13 protein-coding genes are annotated in these 16,047 nt (G+C 32.8%); 6 read left to right on the forward strand and 7 right to left on the reverse strand.

Features of this window, described 5'->3' with window-relative positions; translation table 11 throughout:
• Positions 1-37 precede the first annotated feature (37 nt).
• The 5 genes from V6624_RS09640 (at position 38) to dusB (ending at position 9,319) form a co-directional block, all read left to right on the forward strand.
• On the forward strand, positions 38-3,715 hold the full coding sequence (locus V6624_RS09640; RefSeq protein WP_111284409.1) for a 1-acyl-sn-glycerol-3-phosphate acyltransferase: 3,678 nt from the start codon (positions 38-40) through the stop codon (positions 3,713-3,715).
• Complete coding sequence (locus tag V6624_RS09645; protein ID WP_111284407.1) at positions 3,712-5,229, forward strand: phytoene desaturase family protein; 1,518 nt, start codon at positions 3,712-3,714, stop codon at positions 5,227-5,229. Before V6624_RS09640 ends, V6624_RS09645 begins: the two co-directional genes overlap by 4 nt.
• Before the next feature lie 7 nt (positions 5,230-5,236).
• Positions 5,237-6,901, forward strand: coding sequence for a C45 family autoproteolytic acyltransferase/hydolase (locus tag V6624_RS09650; protein WP_111284405.1), 1,665 nt, complete (start codon positions 5,237-5,239; stop codon positions 6,899-6,901).
• Positions 6,898-8,184: a phenylacetate--CoA ligase family protein gene (locus tag V6624_RS09655; RefSeq protein ID WP_111284403.1), complete on the forward strand. Its 1,287-nt coding sequence runs from the start codon at positions 6,898-6,900 to the stop codon at positions 8,182-8,184. Before V6624_RS09650 ends, V6624_RS09655 begins: the two co-directional genes overlap by 4 nt.
• Positions 8,185-8,326: 142 nt before the next feature.
• On the forward strand, positions 8,327-9,319 hold the full coding sequence (gene dusB, locus V6624_RS09660) for a tRNA dihydrouridine synthase DusB (protein ID WP_111284401.1): 993 nt from the start codon (positions 8,327-8,329) through the stop codon (positions 9,317-9,319).
• A gap of 61 nt (positions 9,320-9,380) precedes the next feature.
• Here the strand turns inward: dusB and V6624_RS09665 are convergent, their stop codons facing one another.
• From V6624_RS09665 to rbfA, 5 genes are all read right to left on the reverse strand, one after another.
• The gene (locus V6624_RS09665) at positions 9,381-9,656 is read right to left on the reverse strand and encodes a Txe/YoeB family addiction module toxin (protein WP_109191262.1); all 276 of its coding nucleotides are present in this window, start codon (positions 9,654-9,656) and stop codon (positions 9,381-9,383) included.
• Between the two features lie 6 nt (positions 9,657-9,662).
• Positions 9,663-9,920 (reverse strand): type II toxin-antitoxin system Phd/YefM family antitoxin, encoded by a 258-nt coding sequence (locus V6624_RS09670; protein ID WP_162614916.1) that lies wholly within the window; start codon positions 9,918-9,920, stop codon positions 9,663-9,665.
• 123 nt (positions 9,921-10,043) lie between these two features.
• Positions 10,044-11,471 carry an MATE family efflux transporter gene (locus tag V6624_RS09675; protein WP_111284397.1) on the reverse strand — a complete coding sequence of 476 codons (1,428 nt, stop codon included), beginning with the start codon at positions 11,469-11,471 and terminating at the stop codon, positions 10,044-10,046.
• 171 nt (positions 11,472-11,642) lie between these two features.
• Complete coding sequence (locus V6624_RS09680) at positions 11,643-12,842, reverse strand: ABC transporter permease (protein ID WP_111284395.1); 1,200 nt, start codon at positions 12,840-12,842, stop codon at positions 11,643-11,645.
• 1 nt (position 12,843) lies between these two features.
• Complete coding sequence (gene rbfA, locus V6624_RS09685; protein ID WP_111284393.1) at positions 12,844-13,236, reverse strand: 30S ribosome-binding factor RbfA; 393 nt, start codon at positions 13,234-13,236, stop codon at positions 12,844-12,846.
• A 228-nt stretch (positions 13,237-13,464) separates the two neighbouring features.
• Between rbfA and V6624_RS09690 the strand changes: the two genes are divergently transcribed.
• Positions 13,465-13,884, forward strand: coding sequence for an HPP family protein (locus V6624_RS09690; RefSeq protein ID WP_111284391.1), 420 nt, complete (start codon positions 13,465-13,467; stop codon positions 13,882-13,884).
• A gap of 44 nt (positions 13,885-13,928) precedes the next feature.
• On the opposite strand, the gene V6624_RS09695 is transcribed toward V6624_RS09690, so the two are convergent.
• Positions 13,929-15,230, reverse strand: coding sequence for a murein hydrolase activator EnvC family protein (locus tag V6624_RS09695; protein WP_111284388.1), 1,302 nt, complete (start codon positions 15,228-15,230; stop codon positions 13,929-13,931).
• Positions 15,231-15,254: 24 nt separating this feature from the next.
• Complete coding sequence (locus V6624_RS09700) at positions 15,255-16,034, reverse strand: DUF4292 domain-containing protein (protein WP_111284520.1); 780 nt, start codon at positions 16,032-16,034, stop codon at positions 15,255-15,257.
• Positions 16,035-16,047 lie beyond the last annotated feature (13 nt).

Genomic DNA, 16,047 nt, shown 5'->3' on the forward strand with positions numbered 1-16,047 from the left:
CTTTTAATTCGTGGCGAAAAAATTTTAAACCTAAACCATGCATCAATACTTCTACGCCATTCATTTATTTGTAAATCGAAGAAAATCTCTTTCGGTTCTATTGGCTGTTCTGATGCTTCTAGTTTTTGGATTTTTTGCTTCAAGACTAAAATTTGAAGAAGACATAACCAAGCTTATCCCGACAAATGATAAAACCGATGTTACCGCCAAAGTCTTAAAACAATTAAACTTTGCCGATAAAACAACCGTAATTTTCAGCTTGGATAAAAATGGTTCTGCCGATGATTTGAAAGAAATGGCAACCGTATTTTCAGACAGCGTTTCTAAATCCTGCAAACCTTATATAACAGGAATTCAAGGGAAAATTGACGAAGAAAACATTCAGGAAACTATTGATTTTGTATACAATAATTTGCCTCTTTTTTTAGATGATAAAGATTATGCTGACATCGAAAAGAAACTTCAAAAAGACAGTATTGCGGCAACCGTTCAGGGAAATTACAAATCGATTATTTCTCCTTCTGGATTTATAACCAAAGATTTTATTCTGCAAGATCCTTTTGGAATTTCTTTTATTGCTTTAAAAAAATTACAGCAGTTAAATATTGGCGACGATTTTACGCTCGAAAATGGTTTTGTAATGACGAAGGATAAAAAGAAATTACTGCTTTTTATCACTTCAAATATTCCTTCGAGCGAAACAGAAAAGAATACCATTTTTGCTGAAAAACTAAAGTCAATTCAGGAAAACCTAAATACACAATTTAAAGGAAAAACGTCTATCAGTTATTTTGGTTCTGCTTTAATTGCCGTTGCCAATGCCAATCAGATTAAAGGCGACATTATTTTGACGACATCAATTGCGATGTTTACTTTAATGCTCATTTTGATTTTATTTTATAGAAAAGTATTAATTCCCCTGATTATTTTTCTGCCAACCGTTTTTGGCGGTTTGTTTGCAGTTGCATTTTTATACTTTGTGAGAGAACAAATCTCAGCAATTTCATTAGGAATTGGTTCTATATTATTGGGAATCACGATTGATTATTCTATTCATATTCTTACGCATTACAAACATAATAGCGATGTAAAAACGTTGTACAAAGACATTACAATGCCAGTCATTATGAGTAGTTCTACAACTGCGGTTGCGTTTTTATGTCTGCTTTTTGTAAAATCGGATGCCTTAAACGATCTCGGAATTTTCGCTGCTGTTATCGTTATGGCTTCAGCTATTTTCTCTCTTTTAATTATTCCTCATTTATATAAACCAAAAGAAAATCCGGCAGATCATAAAAAGAATGTGATCGATAAAATGGCTCATTTTTCTTTTCACAACAATAAAATTTTAATCGGGCTTTGCGTTATCATTACCATTATTTGCTGTTTTACTTATAATGATGTGGGTTTCAATAACGATTTATCGCAGCTGAATTTTATTCCGAAAGAAATTAAAGCTGCCGAAAAACAGTTGGAAGAAAGTACAAGTTTAACTTCCAAAACTATTTATGTTGCTTCTTATGGAAAAACGATGGAAGAAGCTTTACAACATAATAGTAAACTTTTTGCCGATTTATCTACAGCAAAACAACAAGATAAAATTCTAAACTTTAGTTCAGTTGGCGGAATTGTACTTTCGCAAAAAGAACAAATCAAAAAAATTGAAAAATGGAATTCGTTCTGGACTTCGCAGAAAAAACAATTTATAAAATCTGAATTAATTTCAGAAGGCGCTAAACTTGGTTTTAAACCTTCAACTTATAATTTATTTTTTGATCATTTAGATTCTGATTTCAAACCAGTTTCTGCAGCTGAATTTTTAAAAATTAAAGCACTTCAACTACAAGAATTCATCACAGAGAAAAATGGTTTTTATACGATTTCAACTTTAGTAAAAGTTGCTCCCGAGCAGCGTGATGCTTTTGTAAAATCGGCTTCAGCAAAAGAAAATATAATTGCGATTGATCGTCAGCAAATGAACGAAACGTTTTTCAGCACTTTAAAAACCGATTTTAATTCGTTAGTAAATTATTCTTTTGTTGCTGTAATTTTAATTCTATTTTTCTTTTTCCGAAGAATCGAATTAGTAATTATCAGCTGTATTCCAATTGCTTTGACGGGAATTGTAACCGCAGGAATTATGGGCATTTTTGGCATTCAAATGAATATTTTCAGCATGATTGTCTGCACCTTAATTTTTGGTCACGGAGTCGATTTTAGTATTTTCATGACCAGTGCATTGCAAAAAGAATACACCAATGGTGTTAACGAAATTGCCATTTACAGAACCTCAATTATTCTGGCAGTTATCACGACAATCTTAGGAATTGGCGCGATGATTTTTGCAAAACATCCTGCACTTACTTCCATTTCATTGGTTTCATTAATTGGAGTTTTTGCGGCGCTGATTATTACTTTTATTTTCTATCCGATTTTATTCAAACTGTTTTTATCGAATCGTCCCAAAAAAGGAAATCCTCCTTTTCAATTGCGAACTTTTGTTCATGGTGTAATTTCGTTTGCTTATTATGGTTTGGGCGGAATCGTAATGTCGATTTTCAGTTTTACTATCATGCCGATTTTGCCTTTCAGCAAAAAATCAAAAATGAAAGTTTTCCGATATGTGATTTCAAAATTCATGAAATCGGTATTGTATTCAAATCCGTTTATTCGTAAAAAAGTCGTAAATAATTTCAATGAAACTTTTGAGAAACCAGCTGTAATTATTGCCAATCATTCCTCGTTTCTAGATATTTTATCTATCGGAATGCTAAGTCCAAAAATCATTTTCTTGGTGAGCGATTGGGTTTACAACTCTCCTATTTTTGGCGGTGTTGTGAGAAAAGCAGGTTTTTATCCCGTTTCTGAAGGCCTTGAAGGCGGAGTTGAACATTTACGCAAAAAAGTAAATGAAGGTTATTCGTTAATGGTTTTTCCGGAAGGAACACGATCAGAAAGTAATGTTGTAAAAAGATTTCACAAAGGTGCTTTTTTCCTCGCCGAAGAATTTAATATAGACATTGTTCCTGTTGTGATTCATGGTGCTTCAGAATTAATTCCGAAAGGCGATTTTGTAATTCATCACGGAAAATTAACGGTTACAATTTTAGAAAGAATCACACCAGAAAATCTTTCATTTGGAACCAATTATACAGAAAGAACCAAACAAATAAGTTCTTTCTTTAAAGCGGAATATCGCAAAATAAGACAAGAACTTGAAGGTCCTGATTATTTTAAAACAATGCTAATTAACAGTTATGATTATAAAGAAATCGAAATTGGAAATAGCGTAAAAAAAGATGTAAAACAGAATCTTGAAACGTATTACAACTTAAACAAACATATTCCGCAAAAGGTAAAACTCCTTCATTTAGGAAGCGATTACGGACAACTGGATGTTTTGCTTGCCTTGCAGGAACCACAGCGAAAAATACTTTCTTTTATAAGTGATGAAGAAAAATTACTGGTTGCCAAAACAAATTATTTAGTTAAAAAGAGAAAAATAACTTATCTCGAAAAATTAGAATTGGCACTTGAAAATCATTATGATATACTTTTAATTTCTGACGAAAGTTATCAAGAGGAAATCGAAAAAGTAATTTCTGCCGTTTCTTCTATAATTTTAGTGAATTGTTCTCGTTTAAAAAATCAGTTAAAGGATTTTGAAATTGTTTCTGAAGAAAATGCTTTAATCGTTTTAAAGAAAAAACAATGAAAAAACAGTACGATGTAGTTATAATTGGCAGCGGTTTAGGCGGATTGGTTTCTGCTGTTATTCTGGCAAAAGAAGGCTACAGCGTTTGTGTACTCGAAAAGAACAATCAATATGGCGGAAATCTTCAGACTTTTGTTAGAGATAAAACTATTTTTGATACTGGAATTCATTATATCGGAGGTTTAGGCGAAGGCCAGAATCTTCATCAATATTTCAAATATATTGGAATAATGGATCATTTGAATCTGAAAAAATTGGACGAAAATGGTTTTGACATTATTTCTTTTGACGATGATAAAACCGAATATCCGCATGCACAGGGTTTCGAAAATTTCATTAAACAACTAACCCATTTCTTTCCCGAAGAAAAAGAAAATCTCGAAAATTATTGCCAGAAAATAAAAGCAGTCTGCAAAACATTTCCGCTTTACAATCTAGAATCTGAGGGGAAATATGACGATGAAATTTTAACGCTTAACGCGAAAGAAACCATCGATTGTTTTACTAAAAATGAGAAACTAAAAGCGGTCTTGGCTGGATCTAATTTTCTCTACGCTGGAATTCCAGATAAATCGCCTTTTTACGTTCATGCGCTTGTTGTTAATTCATACATTGAAAGTTCGTGGCGTTGTGTAAATGGCGGAAGCCAAATTACCAAACAATTGATTAAACAGCTTAAAAAATATGGCGGTGAGTTTTTCAAACATAAAGAAGTCACCAAAATTGAAGTCGAAAACCAAAAGGTAAATTCAGTACAAATGAAAGACGGAACCGAAGTTTCTGGTACGTATTTTATTTCGAACATCGAACCTAAAACGACTTTGAAAATGGCGGGTCAAGAAAACTTTAGAAAACCATTTTTCAATAGAATTCAAAATCTTGAAAGCGTACTTTCTGCTTTCAGTTTGTATATCGTTTTCAAACCAAAAACTTTCAAATACATCAACCACAATTATTATCATTTCAAAAGTGCCAATGATGTTTGGACCGCTTATGAATACGACAAAAATTCGTGGCCAAAAACTTTTATGGCTTCTATGAATCCGTCAAAAAAAGACGAAGAATGGGCAGATGGAATGACGTTTTTAACGTACATGAAATATGATGATGTTAAAACTTGGGAAAACACTTTTAACACCACTTTTGAAGAAAATGAAAGAGGCGAAAGTTATGAGGAATTCAAAACTAAAAAAGCAGCCCAATTTTTAGAAGAAATCGAAAAAAAATTTCCAGGAATAAAAGATTGCATCAAATCAGTGCACACTTCTACTCCACTTTCGTATCGCGATTACATTGGCGGAGACGGCGGAAATATGTACGGATATGTTAAAGATTCAAATAATCCGATGAAAACCATGATTCCTACTAAAACTAAGGTAGAAAATCTTTATCTTACAGGCCAAAGTATTAATATGCATGGTGTCTTGGGAGTTACGGTTGGAGCGGTCATAACTTGCTCTGAAATTGTAGGAAAAGAATATCTGCTGGAAAAAATTAAAAAAGCATCTGAATAGTCTCCTTATGAAAAACCGAACTCTTTATATTTCCCTCATCGGTTTTTTAATCTTGCTGACTTCGTGCGGTACTTCAAAATCAAAAAAACACACCCCAGATCTTACTGGTTTAAATGATGCAAAACCTGTTGTCACCAAATTATCTGATAGTATTTTTATTTCTGGAAAAAACTCCCTTTTAAAAAACAAACAAGGTCTTTGGGAATTATATGTTGAAGGCGATCCTCTCGAAATTGGACTTTCAACTGGTGCGTTAACGGATTCACTTTTACATAAACAGCAACGTATTTTTTTTTCGAAAATAACCGATTTGATTCCTTCAAAATTCCAACAAAGATTACTTCGAAATTTTCTAAAATGGTACAATCGGAAACTATATCTAAATGTTCCTGATGAATACCAAACCGAAATTTACGGCGTTTCTCAATACACTTCGAACGAATTTGATAATATCGCACCGCAATTTCAGCGCAGTTTATACCTGCACGCTGCGCATGATATTGGGCACGCGCTTCAAGATTTAGCTTTAGTTGGCTGTTCTTCCTTTGCGGCTTGGAACGAAAAATCGGAAGATGGAAATTTGATTCTGGCACGAAATTTCGATTTTTATGTAAGCGACGCTTTCGCGGAAAATAAAATAGTCGCTTTTATCAAACCAAAAGAAGGATTTCCGTTTATGATGGTCACTTGGCCAGGAATGATTGGAGCCGTTTCTGGAATGAATCTAGAAGGTTTGACCATTACTATAAATGCTTCAAAATCTAAAATTCCGTTTAGCGCAAAAACTCCGATTTCGATTTTAACTCGCGAAATTTTGCAGCACGCCAAAAATCTGGACGAAGCAATTGCTATCGCAAAAAAACGAAAAGTATTTGTTTCTGAATCAATTATGGTTGGAAGCGCCAATGATAACAAAGCGATTCTGATTGAAGTTTCGCCAAATAAAATGGACGTTTATGATGTTCCAAATAATGCTCAATTGATCTGTTCGAACCATTTTCAAGGCGAAGTTTTTCAAAATGACAAACGGAATTTGGAACAAATTGCCAATAGTCATTCTCAATATCGTTATGAAAGAATGCAAGAATTGCTGTCCGAAAATTCAAAAGTCAATCCTGAAATTGCTTCAGAAATTCTTCGAAATAAAGAAGGCTTGAAAAATATTTCTTTAGGTCTTGGTAACGAAAAAGCACTTAATCAATTACTGGCACATCACGGAATTATCTTTAAACCAAAAGAAAAATTAGTTTGGGTTTCGGCAAATCCATTTCAATTGGGCGAATTTATTTGTTACGATTTAAATTCGATTTTTGGTGAAAACCGAAATGTAGCCAAATCGTTTCAGAAAGAAGATTTGAATATTGCTAAAGATCCTTTTCTGGAAACAACTGCATTTCAGAATTTTAAAAAATTTAAAATCGAAAATCATAAAATAGATTCGCTTCTGGAAAAAAAAGAAACGATCTCTCCAGAGTTTCTTCAGAATTATCAAGCATTAAACCCTAATTATTGGGTTGTATATTATAAGACAGGATTGTACTTTTACCAAAAAAAGGAATTTCTTCAGGCTAAACTTAATTTCGAAAAAGCTTTAAGTCACGAAATCACTACAGTTCCTGATAAAGAAAAGATTGAAAAATATTTAAAAAAAGTCAAAAGAAAATTACAATGATTCCAGCAATAGAAAAAGATTCTTTAGAAGAAATTAAAATTTTTCAAGAAAAAAAATTAGCCGAACTTTTAGCATACATCAGCGAAAATTCTCCTTTTTACAAAAGACTTTTTGCTGGACAAAATATTGATATTTCCAAAGTTAAAACTCTGGAAGATTTACAGCATTTACCTGTTACTACTAAAGAAGATTTGCAGCAATACAACGATGATTTCTTATGCGTTCCGCAACATAAAATTATTGATTACGCTTCTACTTCAGGAACTTTAGGAGATCCTGTAACTTTTGGTTTAACCGATTCTGACTTAGACCGATTGGCTTACAATGAAGCAATTTCATTTGCCTGCGCCGGAATTGCAGAAGGAGATGTAGTACAATTGATGACAACAATTGACCGAAAATTTATGGCTGGTTTAGCTTATTTTCTTGGTCTTCGAAAATTGAAAGTGGGCGTTATTCGTGTTGGTGCAGGAATCCCAGAAATGCAATGGGATTCTATTTTAAAATATAATCCGACTTATTTAATTACCGTTCCTTCTTTCCTTTTGAAATTAATTGAATACGCAGAAATGCACGGTATCGATTATAATAATTCGAGCATAAAAGGTGCAATCTGCATTGGAGAATCTTTGAGAGAACAGGATTTTTCAATGAATATTCTATCGAAAAAAATCACAGATAAATGGAATATTAAGTTGTTTTCGACTTATGCTTCTACCGAAATGAGTACTGCTTTTACAGAATGTGAACATGGAAAAGGCGGACATCATCATCCAGAATTGATTATTGTTGAAGTTTTAGACGAAAATAATCAGCCTGTAAAAAATGGAGAAACGGGCGAACTTACTTTTACCACTTTAGGAATTGAAGCGATGCCTTTATTGCGTTTTAAAACTGGAGATATGGTTCAGTTTCATGACGAACCTTGCGCTTGTGGCAGAAATACTTTACGCGTCGGGCCAGTTGTTGGGCGCAAAAAACAAATGATCAAATATAAAGGAACAACATTGTATCCGCCAGCGATGAACGATGTTTTGAGCAGTTTTGATAATATCGAAAATCATTTGATTGAAATTTCTACTAACGATTTAGGTACAGATGAAATCCTGATTAAAATTGCGGTAAAAAATCAATCTCCAGAATTTTTACAGGAGATAAAAGATCACTTTAGAGCCAAATTGAGAGTAACTCCAAAAATAGAATTTGTTCCAAAAGAGATTTTAAATCCTATAGTTTTTAATCCAATGAGTCGAAAACCAATTCGATTTTTTGATTATCGTTAAAGGTACAAAGTTACAAAGGCTCAGAGTTACAAAGATTTAATATCTGAATATAAAACCTATACAACTTTGTCACTTTGAACCTTTGAACCTCAATTTGGTACAAATTGAACTAAATGTTGTAATTTTGCAAAAAATTACGAAGATGGTCAAGATTGGCAACATAGAATTACCTGAATTTCCTTTATTACTAGCACCGATGGAAGATGTTAGCGATCCGCCGTTTCGCAGATTATGCAAAACGCATGGCGCTGACATGATGTATTCTGAATTTATTTCATCGGAAGGATTAATTCGTGACGCTATAAAAAGCCGCATGAAGCTGGATATTTTTGATTACGAACGCCCTGTTGGAATTCAAATTTTTGGTGGTGATGAAGAAGCAATGGAAATGTCTTCTAAAATTGTTTCTACTGTAAAACCTGATTTAGTGGATATTAATTTTGGATGTCCGGTAAAAAAAGTAGTTTGTAAAGGTGCTGGTGCTGGAGTTTTAAAAGATGTTGATTTGATGGTGCGTTTGACGCAAGCCGTTATCAAAGGAACTGATTTGCCTGTTACGGTAAAAACACGTTTAGGCTGGGACGAAAACTCAATTAATATTGATGAAGTTGCTGAAAGACTTCAGGATATTGGAGTTCAAGCTTTAACAATCCACGCTAGAACTCGTGCGCAAATGTACAAAGGTCATTCTGACTGGTCACACATTGCTCGTGTAAAGAACAACCCAAGAATCACAATGCCAATTTTCGGAAACGGAGATATCGACAGTCCAGAAAAAGCATTACATTATAAAAACGAATACGGAATTGACGGTATCATGATTGGCCGTGCTGCAATTGGTTATCCGTGGATTTTTAACGAAATCAAGCACTATTTCAAAACTGGTGAGCACTTGCCTGCTCCAACGGTTATTGATCGTGTTGAAGCTGCTAGAAATCATTTAAAATGGTCTATGGAATGGAAAGGCGAGCGTTTAGGAATTGTAGAAATGCGTCGTCATTACACGAACTATTTCAAAGGAATTCATTCGTTTAAAGAATTCAAACAAAAATTAGTTACAACTGATGCACCTGAAGATTTATTCGTTATTATGAAAGAGATTGAGGAGGTTTATGCAGGTTATGAATTTGTTTAAAATTAATCTTTGTCAAAGAACTATAAAAAGAAAGACCTTCAAAATTTGAAGGTCTTTCTTTTTAATCATCATAATGGAATCGACATTGTAAAATCACACATTTTTGATCAACACTTTTCGTTCCTGAAACTTTATAAACCAGCCTATGTTCTCCTGTAATTCGGCGAGACCAAAAACTTTTTAAGTCATGTCTTAAAGGCTCCGGTTTTCCAATTCCTTTAAAAGGATTTTCGCGAATAGATTTTATTAATTCTTTTATTTTTATTGCGGTATCTGTATCGTTTTCTAACCAATATTCAAATTCTTCCCAACCATTTTTAGTAAAACAAATGTCCATAATAATCTAAAGTTCATCTGGGTTAAAGTCTACAAGTTTTCCTTTTTCCATTTGTTCTATAGATTCTGAAAGTCTTTTTCTATTTGCTTTAGTAGATAACAAATGTTGTGTTTCTAATATTGAATTGTACTCTTTCATAGAAATTATTACAACCGCATCTTCTTCCGAATTTCTCGGAACAACTATTACTTCTGATGATTCTGAAACTTCATCAAAATAATTTTTTATATTCTTTCTTAATGTTGATATTGTAATTGCTTTCATAATTTCGTACTTTAAAACGTACATCCAAAGGTACAATATTTTACATTTATAAACTTACTATGTAAAATATTTAACTTTTAATTCAAAAAAAACGGCCTCCAATTATGAAGACCGTTTTGTTTCTTATACTTGAACTCGTTTCCACTTACCTCTTTTATAAAAAAAGATTCCTGCCAAAGTTATAGCAGTTTCAGCAACAGGAATCGCAATAAAAACTCCAGTTGGTCCCATATTAAAATGTTTTGCAAGAACAAAAGCTAATGGAATTTGAAACAGCCAAAATCCGAAGAAGTTAATTCCGGTTGGTGTCCAGGTATCTCCTGCTCCATTGAAAGTATTAATCAAAACCATTCCTATTCCGTAGAAAATAAAACCGATGCTCATGATTTGTAATGCTTCAATTGCAATGGTTTTTACTTGATCGTCATTCGTGAAAAACGAAATAATATATTGTCCAAAAGCCAAAGTAATAATCATAATCGAAGCCATGAAAATTACATTATATCTTGCAGTCGTATAAACCGATTTTTCGGCACGTTCGATTTGTTTAGCTCCTAAATTTTGTCCAACCAAAGTCGCAGCTGCATTACTCAAACCCCAAGCTGGAAGTATGAAAAACATCATAATTCTTAAAGCTGTCTGATAACCCGCAGAACCATGGTCCCCTCCAGTTGTTGCCACTAATTGTGCTAAGAAAATCCAGCTGCAAGATGCAATTACGAATTGTAAAATTCCTGGAGCCGCAATTTTTACTAATGCTTTTATTTGTGTAAAATCTGGAGCAAAATATGGAATCTTAATTTTTAAAATCCCGTTTCCAAAAAACAAATGATACACTTGATATAAAACTCCAATACTTCTTCCAATAGTCGTTGCCAGCGCCGCGCCAACTAATCCAAAAGCTGGAATTGGTCCAAAACCATTAATTAAAATAGGGCATAAAATGATATTGCAAATGTTCGCAATCCAAAGACTTTTCATGGCAATTGCTGCATTTCCCGCTCCACGAAATATTCCGTTTATTAAAAACAAAAGCATAATACATAAACTTGAACCAATCATAATTTGCGTAAATCGGAAACCATGCTCGGCAGCTTCAGCAGATGCTCCCATAAACAGTAGAATATCTTTTGCATAAATAATTCCGAAAATACTCATCAAACTATTAATTACAAATGCTACAATAATCGCTTGCATTCCAGCTTTCGCTGCAGCGATAGGATCTTTTTCTCCAATTCGTCTTGCTACGACTGCTGTTGCTGCCATACTCATTCCGATTGCTAGAGAATAAATTACAGTCAATACCGATTCGGTTAAACCAACAGTCTGAATGGCAAAACTGCTATGTTCCAAATGCCCAACGAAATATAAATCAACCAGAGCAAAAACCGATTCCATCATCATTTCTAAAACCATCGGAATGGCCAATAGAATTACGGCTTTTTTGATACTTCCAGAAGTATAATCAAAAGATTCGTCGCCTTTTAAGGCTTGTTTTAAAGTGGTAAAAAATTTAGAAAAGAAGCTTTTCTTTATAGTTGTTTCTGTCATGATATTTTAGGATAAATGATAAAATTGGTTCAGATGCATTTAAATCTGAACTAAAAAAGTAAACGTAAGTATCCTAATTATTCTAAAAAATAAAATTAGGATTAGGCAGAAACAATCATATGCTGTAGTTTTTTAAGGCGGTAAATATAATTAATATTTCTTAAGTAGTTTTTAATCAAGTAGTTTTTTACTAACGCGGCCGCTTGCAATTAGTGAAGCAACAAAACCTAGAGAAATAATAGTTGCCATTACAATTAGAACATTTTCTACAGTAAAAACTACTGGATAAGCCAGAGTTGGCGTGATCATTATAAGTTCAAACTGCTGTTGAAGAATAACGAGAATGACTCCTAAAACAAGTCCTATCAAACCACCAAAAACACTTAATAATGTTCCCTGAAGCAGGAATATTTTTCGAAGATGACTGATATCTGTTCCTAAATTGAAAAGAGTTTTAAGATTTCCTTTCTTTTCTAAAATCATCATAATTAAGGCTCCGATCAAATTAAAAAGTGCCACGATAATCACTAAAGTAAAAATCAAGTAAACCGCAATATTTTCTGTATTAAGCATTTTATACAAAGACTCATTTAACTGCGCTCTATTTTTTAAAGTGATTTTATTTTTAAAAATAGAATTAAGCTGCGCGGTTACTGAAGCTTCATCAGCATTTTCTTTTAATTTAAATTCAATTCCAGAAATCTGATTTGGTTTGTACATTAATAATTCCTGTACTAATCCTAAATCTGCAAATACATATTTTGAATCCAAATCTTCGCTAATTGAATAAATTCCAACAGGTAAAACATCTGTTTTATTGAAAGCTTCTTCTGGATTATCGATTGCTCCTTTTCCTGGTTTTGGGGCAAAAATCTGAAGTGGGTTTTCAAAATCAAGAATTCCCATAGAGAAATTTTGAGATAAACCATAACCAATGACAACCTGAAAACTATCTGGTTTTAGCCATTGTCCATTAAATAGCTTTTTCTTGATATCATTAACAACTGGATATAAGCTGTCAACGCCTTTTAAATAAGTAACTTGCTGTTTGTCTTTAAATAAAAACAGTACACGCTCTTCTATTATTTTGGTATAAGAAGCAACGCCATTAATTTTCTTAATCTGATTTTCCTGATCTGGTGTAAGTACAAAAGACTTTCCATACGTACTTACCAATTTTAAATCAGGATCAATTTCATTTGTAAACGAAAGACTAAAAACTTTAAGTCCGCTGAAAACAGATAAAACTACGAACAAAGCCATCGTACCAACAATGATTCCCATGCTGGCAATACGATTAATGATATTTATAGCATTGTTTTTACTGCCGCTAAAAATATAACGTTTGGCTATGTATAAAGGAAAATTCAAATTATGACTTTCTTCTTTTTTCTAAAAGATCACGATTTTCTATTGGGTTTTCTTTATCTGCAAGCGCATTGTCGATTTTCTCGATGTAATCTAGAGAGTCGTCTATAAAGAATACCAAATTCGGAACACGACGCAATTGCAAACGCACACGCTGTGACAAATCATGTTTGATTAAAGTTGTATTGGTTTTTATTGCCTCTAAAGTTTCTTTGGCTTTTACTTGCGGAAAAATGCTTAAATATACTGTTGCCACAGATAAATCTGTAGTTACACTTACTTTGGATACAGAAATTACCAAATTAGTAATTCCGTTTTTTCTCACTTCACCTTGCAAGATATCAACCAGATCTTTCTGAAGAACACCGCCTATTTTTTTCTGTCTATTTGTTTCCATACTGCAAAAATACTACTTTTAAATTTTACTCTCTACAATTTCAAATGAACAATGGAGTGATTTTTATATTCTGATATCGTTTTCTCCAAAATAACTTTATTTCTTTTGCTAAATAAAGCCAATTCTTCCTTTTTAATTCTCTCTATTTCACTATTTAAAGATGATAAAAATCATATTTATTGTCTGAAATATTTTACATCTTTAATATAAAATAAAAGCCAAAATATTATGAAAAAAAGAGAACCAATCAGTCATATTATGACAAAAACAGTAGTGACTGCAAACGAAAAAGATGATCTTAAAACAGTAGTCGAAAAATTAAAAGCAAATACAATCCGTCACATTCCGATTGTAAAAGGTAAAGAAGTAATTGGAATAATTAGCCGAACAGATATTAACCGATTAACTTTTGGAGCTTTATTTGAAGGTCAGCAAAATGCCGATGAAGCGATACTAGAAATGCTAACTATTTCTCAGGTTATGACTTCGAAACCTAAAACAGTATCATCTGATACAATAATAAGAGATTTGGCAGAGATTTTTGCAAAAGAAGATTTTCATGCTCTACCTGTTGTTGATAAAGGTGAACTCAAAGGAATTGTAACAACTACTGATGTCATAAAATATTTAATAGAACAATACGATTAAATTATAATTGAATAAAAAAGGGAGCTAAATGCTCCCTTAAATTTTTATCTACCTTGCAACCATCCTTCTGGATTGTTGTATGAAGTATTTTGAAGTATAAGGAATTTAATAATTGTTTTTCCTGTATCTCCACTTGTTCTTACTTTTCCAAGGCTTTGTTTAACTTTTACTTTATCGCCTTGTTCAACCGATACAGAACTAAGATTTTGATAGACAGTAAAATAATCACCATGTTGAATAAAAACTGCTCTGTTTACTGGCGACAATGCAATAACTTTTGACACAGTTCCTTCAAAAACCGCACGAGCTGTTGCACCATCTTCTGTAGTAATCTCAACTCCAGAATTGTGTACTGTAATTGATGGATGCAACGGGTGAGGGTTATCTCCATAACCAAGAGATATAAATCCTTTTTCAACCGGCCAAGGCAACTTTCCTCTGTTCGCTTTAAAATCAGCAGCTAAAATTTTACCTTCAGGTGTTAATTCAATTCTATCTGAAGAGGCAGGCGGTGGCGGTTTTGGCAAATCAGCATCCTTAGTCTCAACACCTTTTTTCTTGTTCTCAGCTATTATTCTTTGTCTTTCTTCTTCTACTTTTCTTCTTCTCTCTTCATTTGCTTTCCTAATTTGCTCTCGAATAAGGTCTTTGATTTTTGCATCAATTGCTTTTGACTCTTTTTGCTTTGATTTAATATCAGCCGCAATCTTATTTTTATCTTTTTTAAGCGAATTAACTAATTTCTGCTGTTCTTTTTTCTCTGCTTCAAGAGAAACTTTCTCTTTCTGATTTTCAGCAATTATCTTCTTTTTTACCTGTCTTTGTCCGTCAAGTTTAGCATTAAAATCAACTAACTGAGCCGTTTTGGACTGAATTTCAAGACCTTGATTTTTTCTGAAAGCAGTATATTGCTTTAAGTATTGTGCTCTTTTATAAGCTTGTAAAAAACTTTCAGAAGATAAAATGAACATTGCACGGCTCTGTTCAGAACGACTTTTGTATGATTTTAAAATCATCACAGCATAATCTTCTTTTAAAACTTTTAGTTCTTTTTTAAGTTTATTTACCTGAACTTGATTAATATACATATCGTTACTAATCAATCTTTCTTGTTTTGCCGTAGTATTAATTAATTTCTCTTTTAGTTTTATTTTGTTCGCCTGAATTAAATATTCATTCACAGCAGATTTCTCTTTTTTTCGAACAGACTGAAGCATCTTTTCGTTATCTCTGATTTCCTGCTGAATTTGAGCTTTACGTTGCTCCAGTTTTTCTTGCTGAGAATCCTGCGCCCATACAAACGTAGTGGCACAAATTAAAACTAGACTTAGGAGAAATTTTGGCATGTTTCTATTTTTATTTTTGCAAATTTACTTAATTGTCACTTTTTTATAACCGCTTGGAACACTATACGGAAAAGAAAGTTCTTCATTAAATGAAATATTATTATAATTCAAATTTATATTTGTTTTTCCTTTTGGCTGTACTGCATTAATTTCGATACTTGTTGGAAGTGTTCCCTGATCGAAATTTTTACTGTCAGAATATGCAATTTGTAATGTTCTGTTTTCTGATGGCTGTGAAATTTCTTCTTTCTGAACTAAATACTTTTCACCATCTAAGAAGAAGGTTTTCTTCAAATTAGCATCTTTTTCTTCATCCAGTCTGAAAAGATTATCTACAATTGTCTGCGTATATTTTCCTTTTCTTAAATCGTCAAAAGCTTCTCCAACCAAAAGATTCTGAACTTTACTATAATCTAAATCAGTTCCTAACCATTTGCTCAAACTTGTAAAATCTCCTTCATAATAACTACCGTTTATTTTCTCATAATAACTTACTGCAGAAGGTGTTATTAAGGCTTTAGCCATTGTAATTCCTAAGAAACGAACGCTAATTAAAATCTGTTTATCTTTTTCAATTCTGATTTCAGCAGTAACATTTTGGCTTTGTTTTTCATCAACATATTTTGCACTTGCTTTTATGTATAAAGTAGAAAAATCTAACTTGTTGTCATAATGTTTTTCGATTACTTTTTTGTCTTCTTTTGGTGCAACTGTCTGGCTTGTACTTCCTTGTACTGCTACTGCTTTCGACTTACATGAAATTACAGCAATAGACAATACTAGTATTGATATATATTTTTTCATCTGCATTCTTCTT

Origin of the sequence: Flavobacterium ginsenosidimutans (assembly GCF_037478105.1) — a bacterium.
Lineage (GTDB): Bacteria > Bacteroidota > Bacteroidia > Flavobacteriales > Flavobacteriaceae > Flavobacterium > Flavobacterium ginsenosidimutans.

Bases quoted from the DNA above. Each gene is read 5' to 3' on its own strand.
- V6624_RS09665 (WP_109191262.1), bottom strand. From the start codon at position 9,656: ATGGACATTTGTTTTACTAAAAATGGTTGGGAAGAATTTGAATATTGG.
- V6624_RS09700 (WP_111284520.1), bottom strand. From the start codon at position 16,034: ATGAAAAAATATATATCAATACTAGTATTGTCTATTGCTGTAATTTCA.
- V6624_RS09650 (WP_111284405.1), top strand. From the start codon at position 5,237: ATGAAAAACCGAACTCTTTATATTTCCCTCATCGGTTTTTTAATCTTG.
- V6624_RS09655 (WP_111284403.1), top strand. From the start codon at position 6,898: ATGATTCCAGCAATAGAAAAAGATTCTTTAGAAGAAATTAAAATTTTT.
- V6624_RS09695 (WP_111284388.1), bottom strand. From the start codon at position 15,230: ATGCCAAAATTTCTCCTAAGTCTAGTTTTAATTTGTGCCACTACGTTT.
- V6624_RS09675 (WP_111284397.1), bottom strand. From the start codon at position 11,471: ATGACAGAAACAACTATAAAGAAAAGCTTCTTTTCTAAATTTTTTACC.
- V6624_RS09690 (WP_111284391.1), top strand. From the start codon at position 13,465: ATGAAAAAAAGAGAACCAATCAGTCATATTATGACAAAAACAGTAGTG.
- V6624_RS09640 (WP_111284409.1), top strand. From the start codon at position 38: ATGCATCAATACTTCTACGCCATTCATTTATTTGTAAATCGAAGAAAA.
- dusB (WP_111284401.1), top strand. From the start codon at position 8,327: ATGGTCAAGATTGGCAACATAGAATTACCTGAATTTCCTTTATTACTA.
- V6624_RS09645 (WP_111284407.1), top strand. From the start codon at position 3,712: ATGAAAAAACAGTACGATGTAGTTATAATTGGCAGCGGTTTAGGCGGA.
- V6624_RS09670 (WP_162614916.1), bottom strand. From the start codon at position 9,920: ATGAAAGCAATTACAATATCAACATTAAGAAAGAATATAAAAAATTAT.
- rbfA (WP_111284393.1), bottom strand. From the start codon at position 13,236: ATGGAAACAAATAGACAGAAAAAAATAGGCGGTGTTCTTCAGAAAGAT.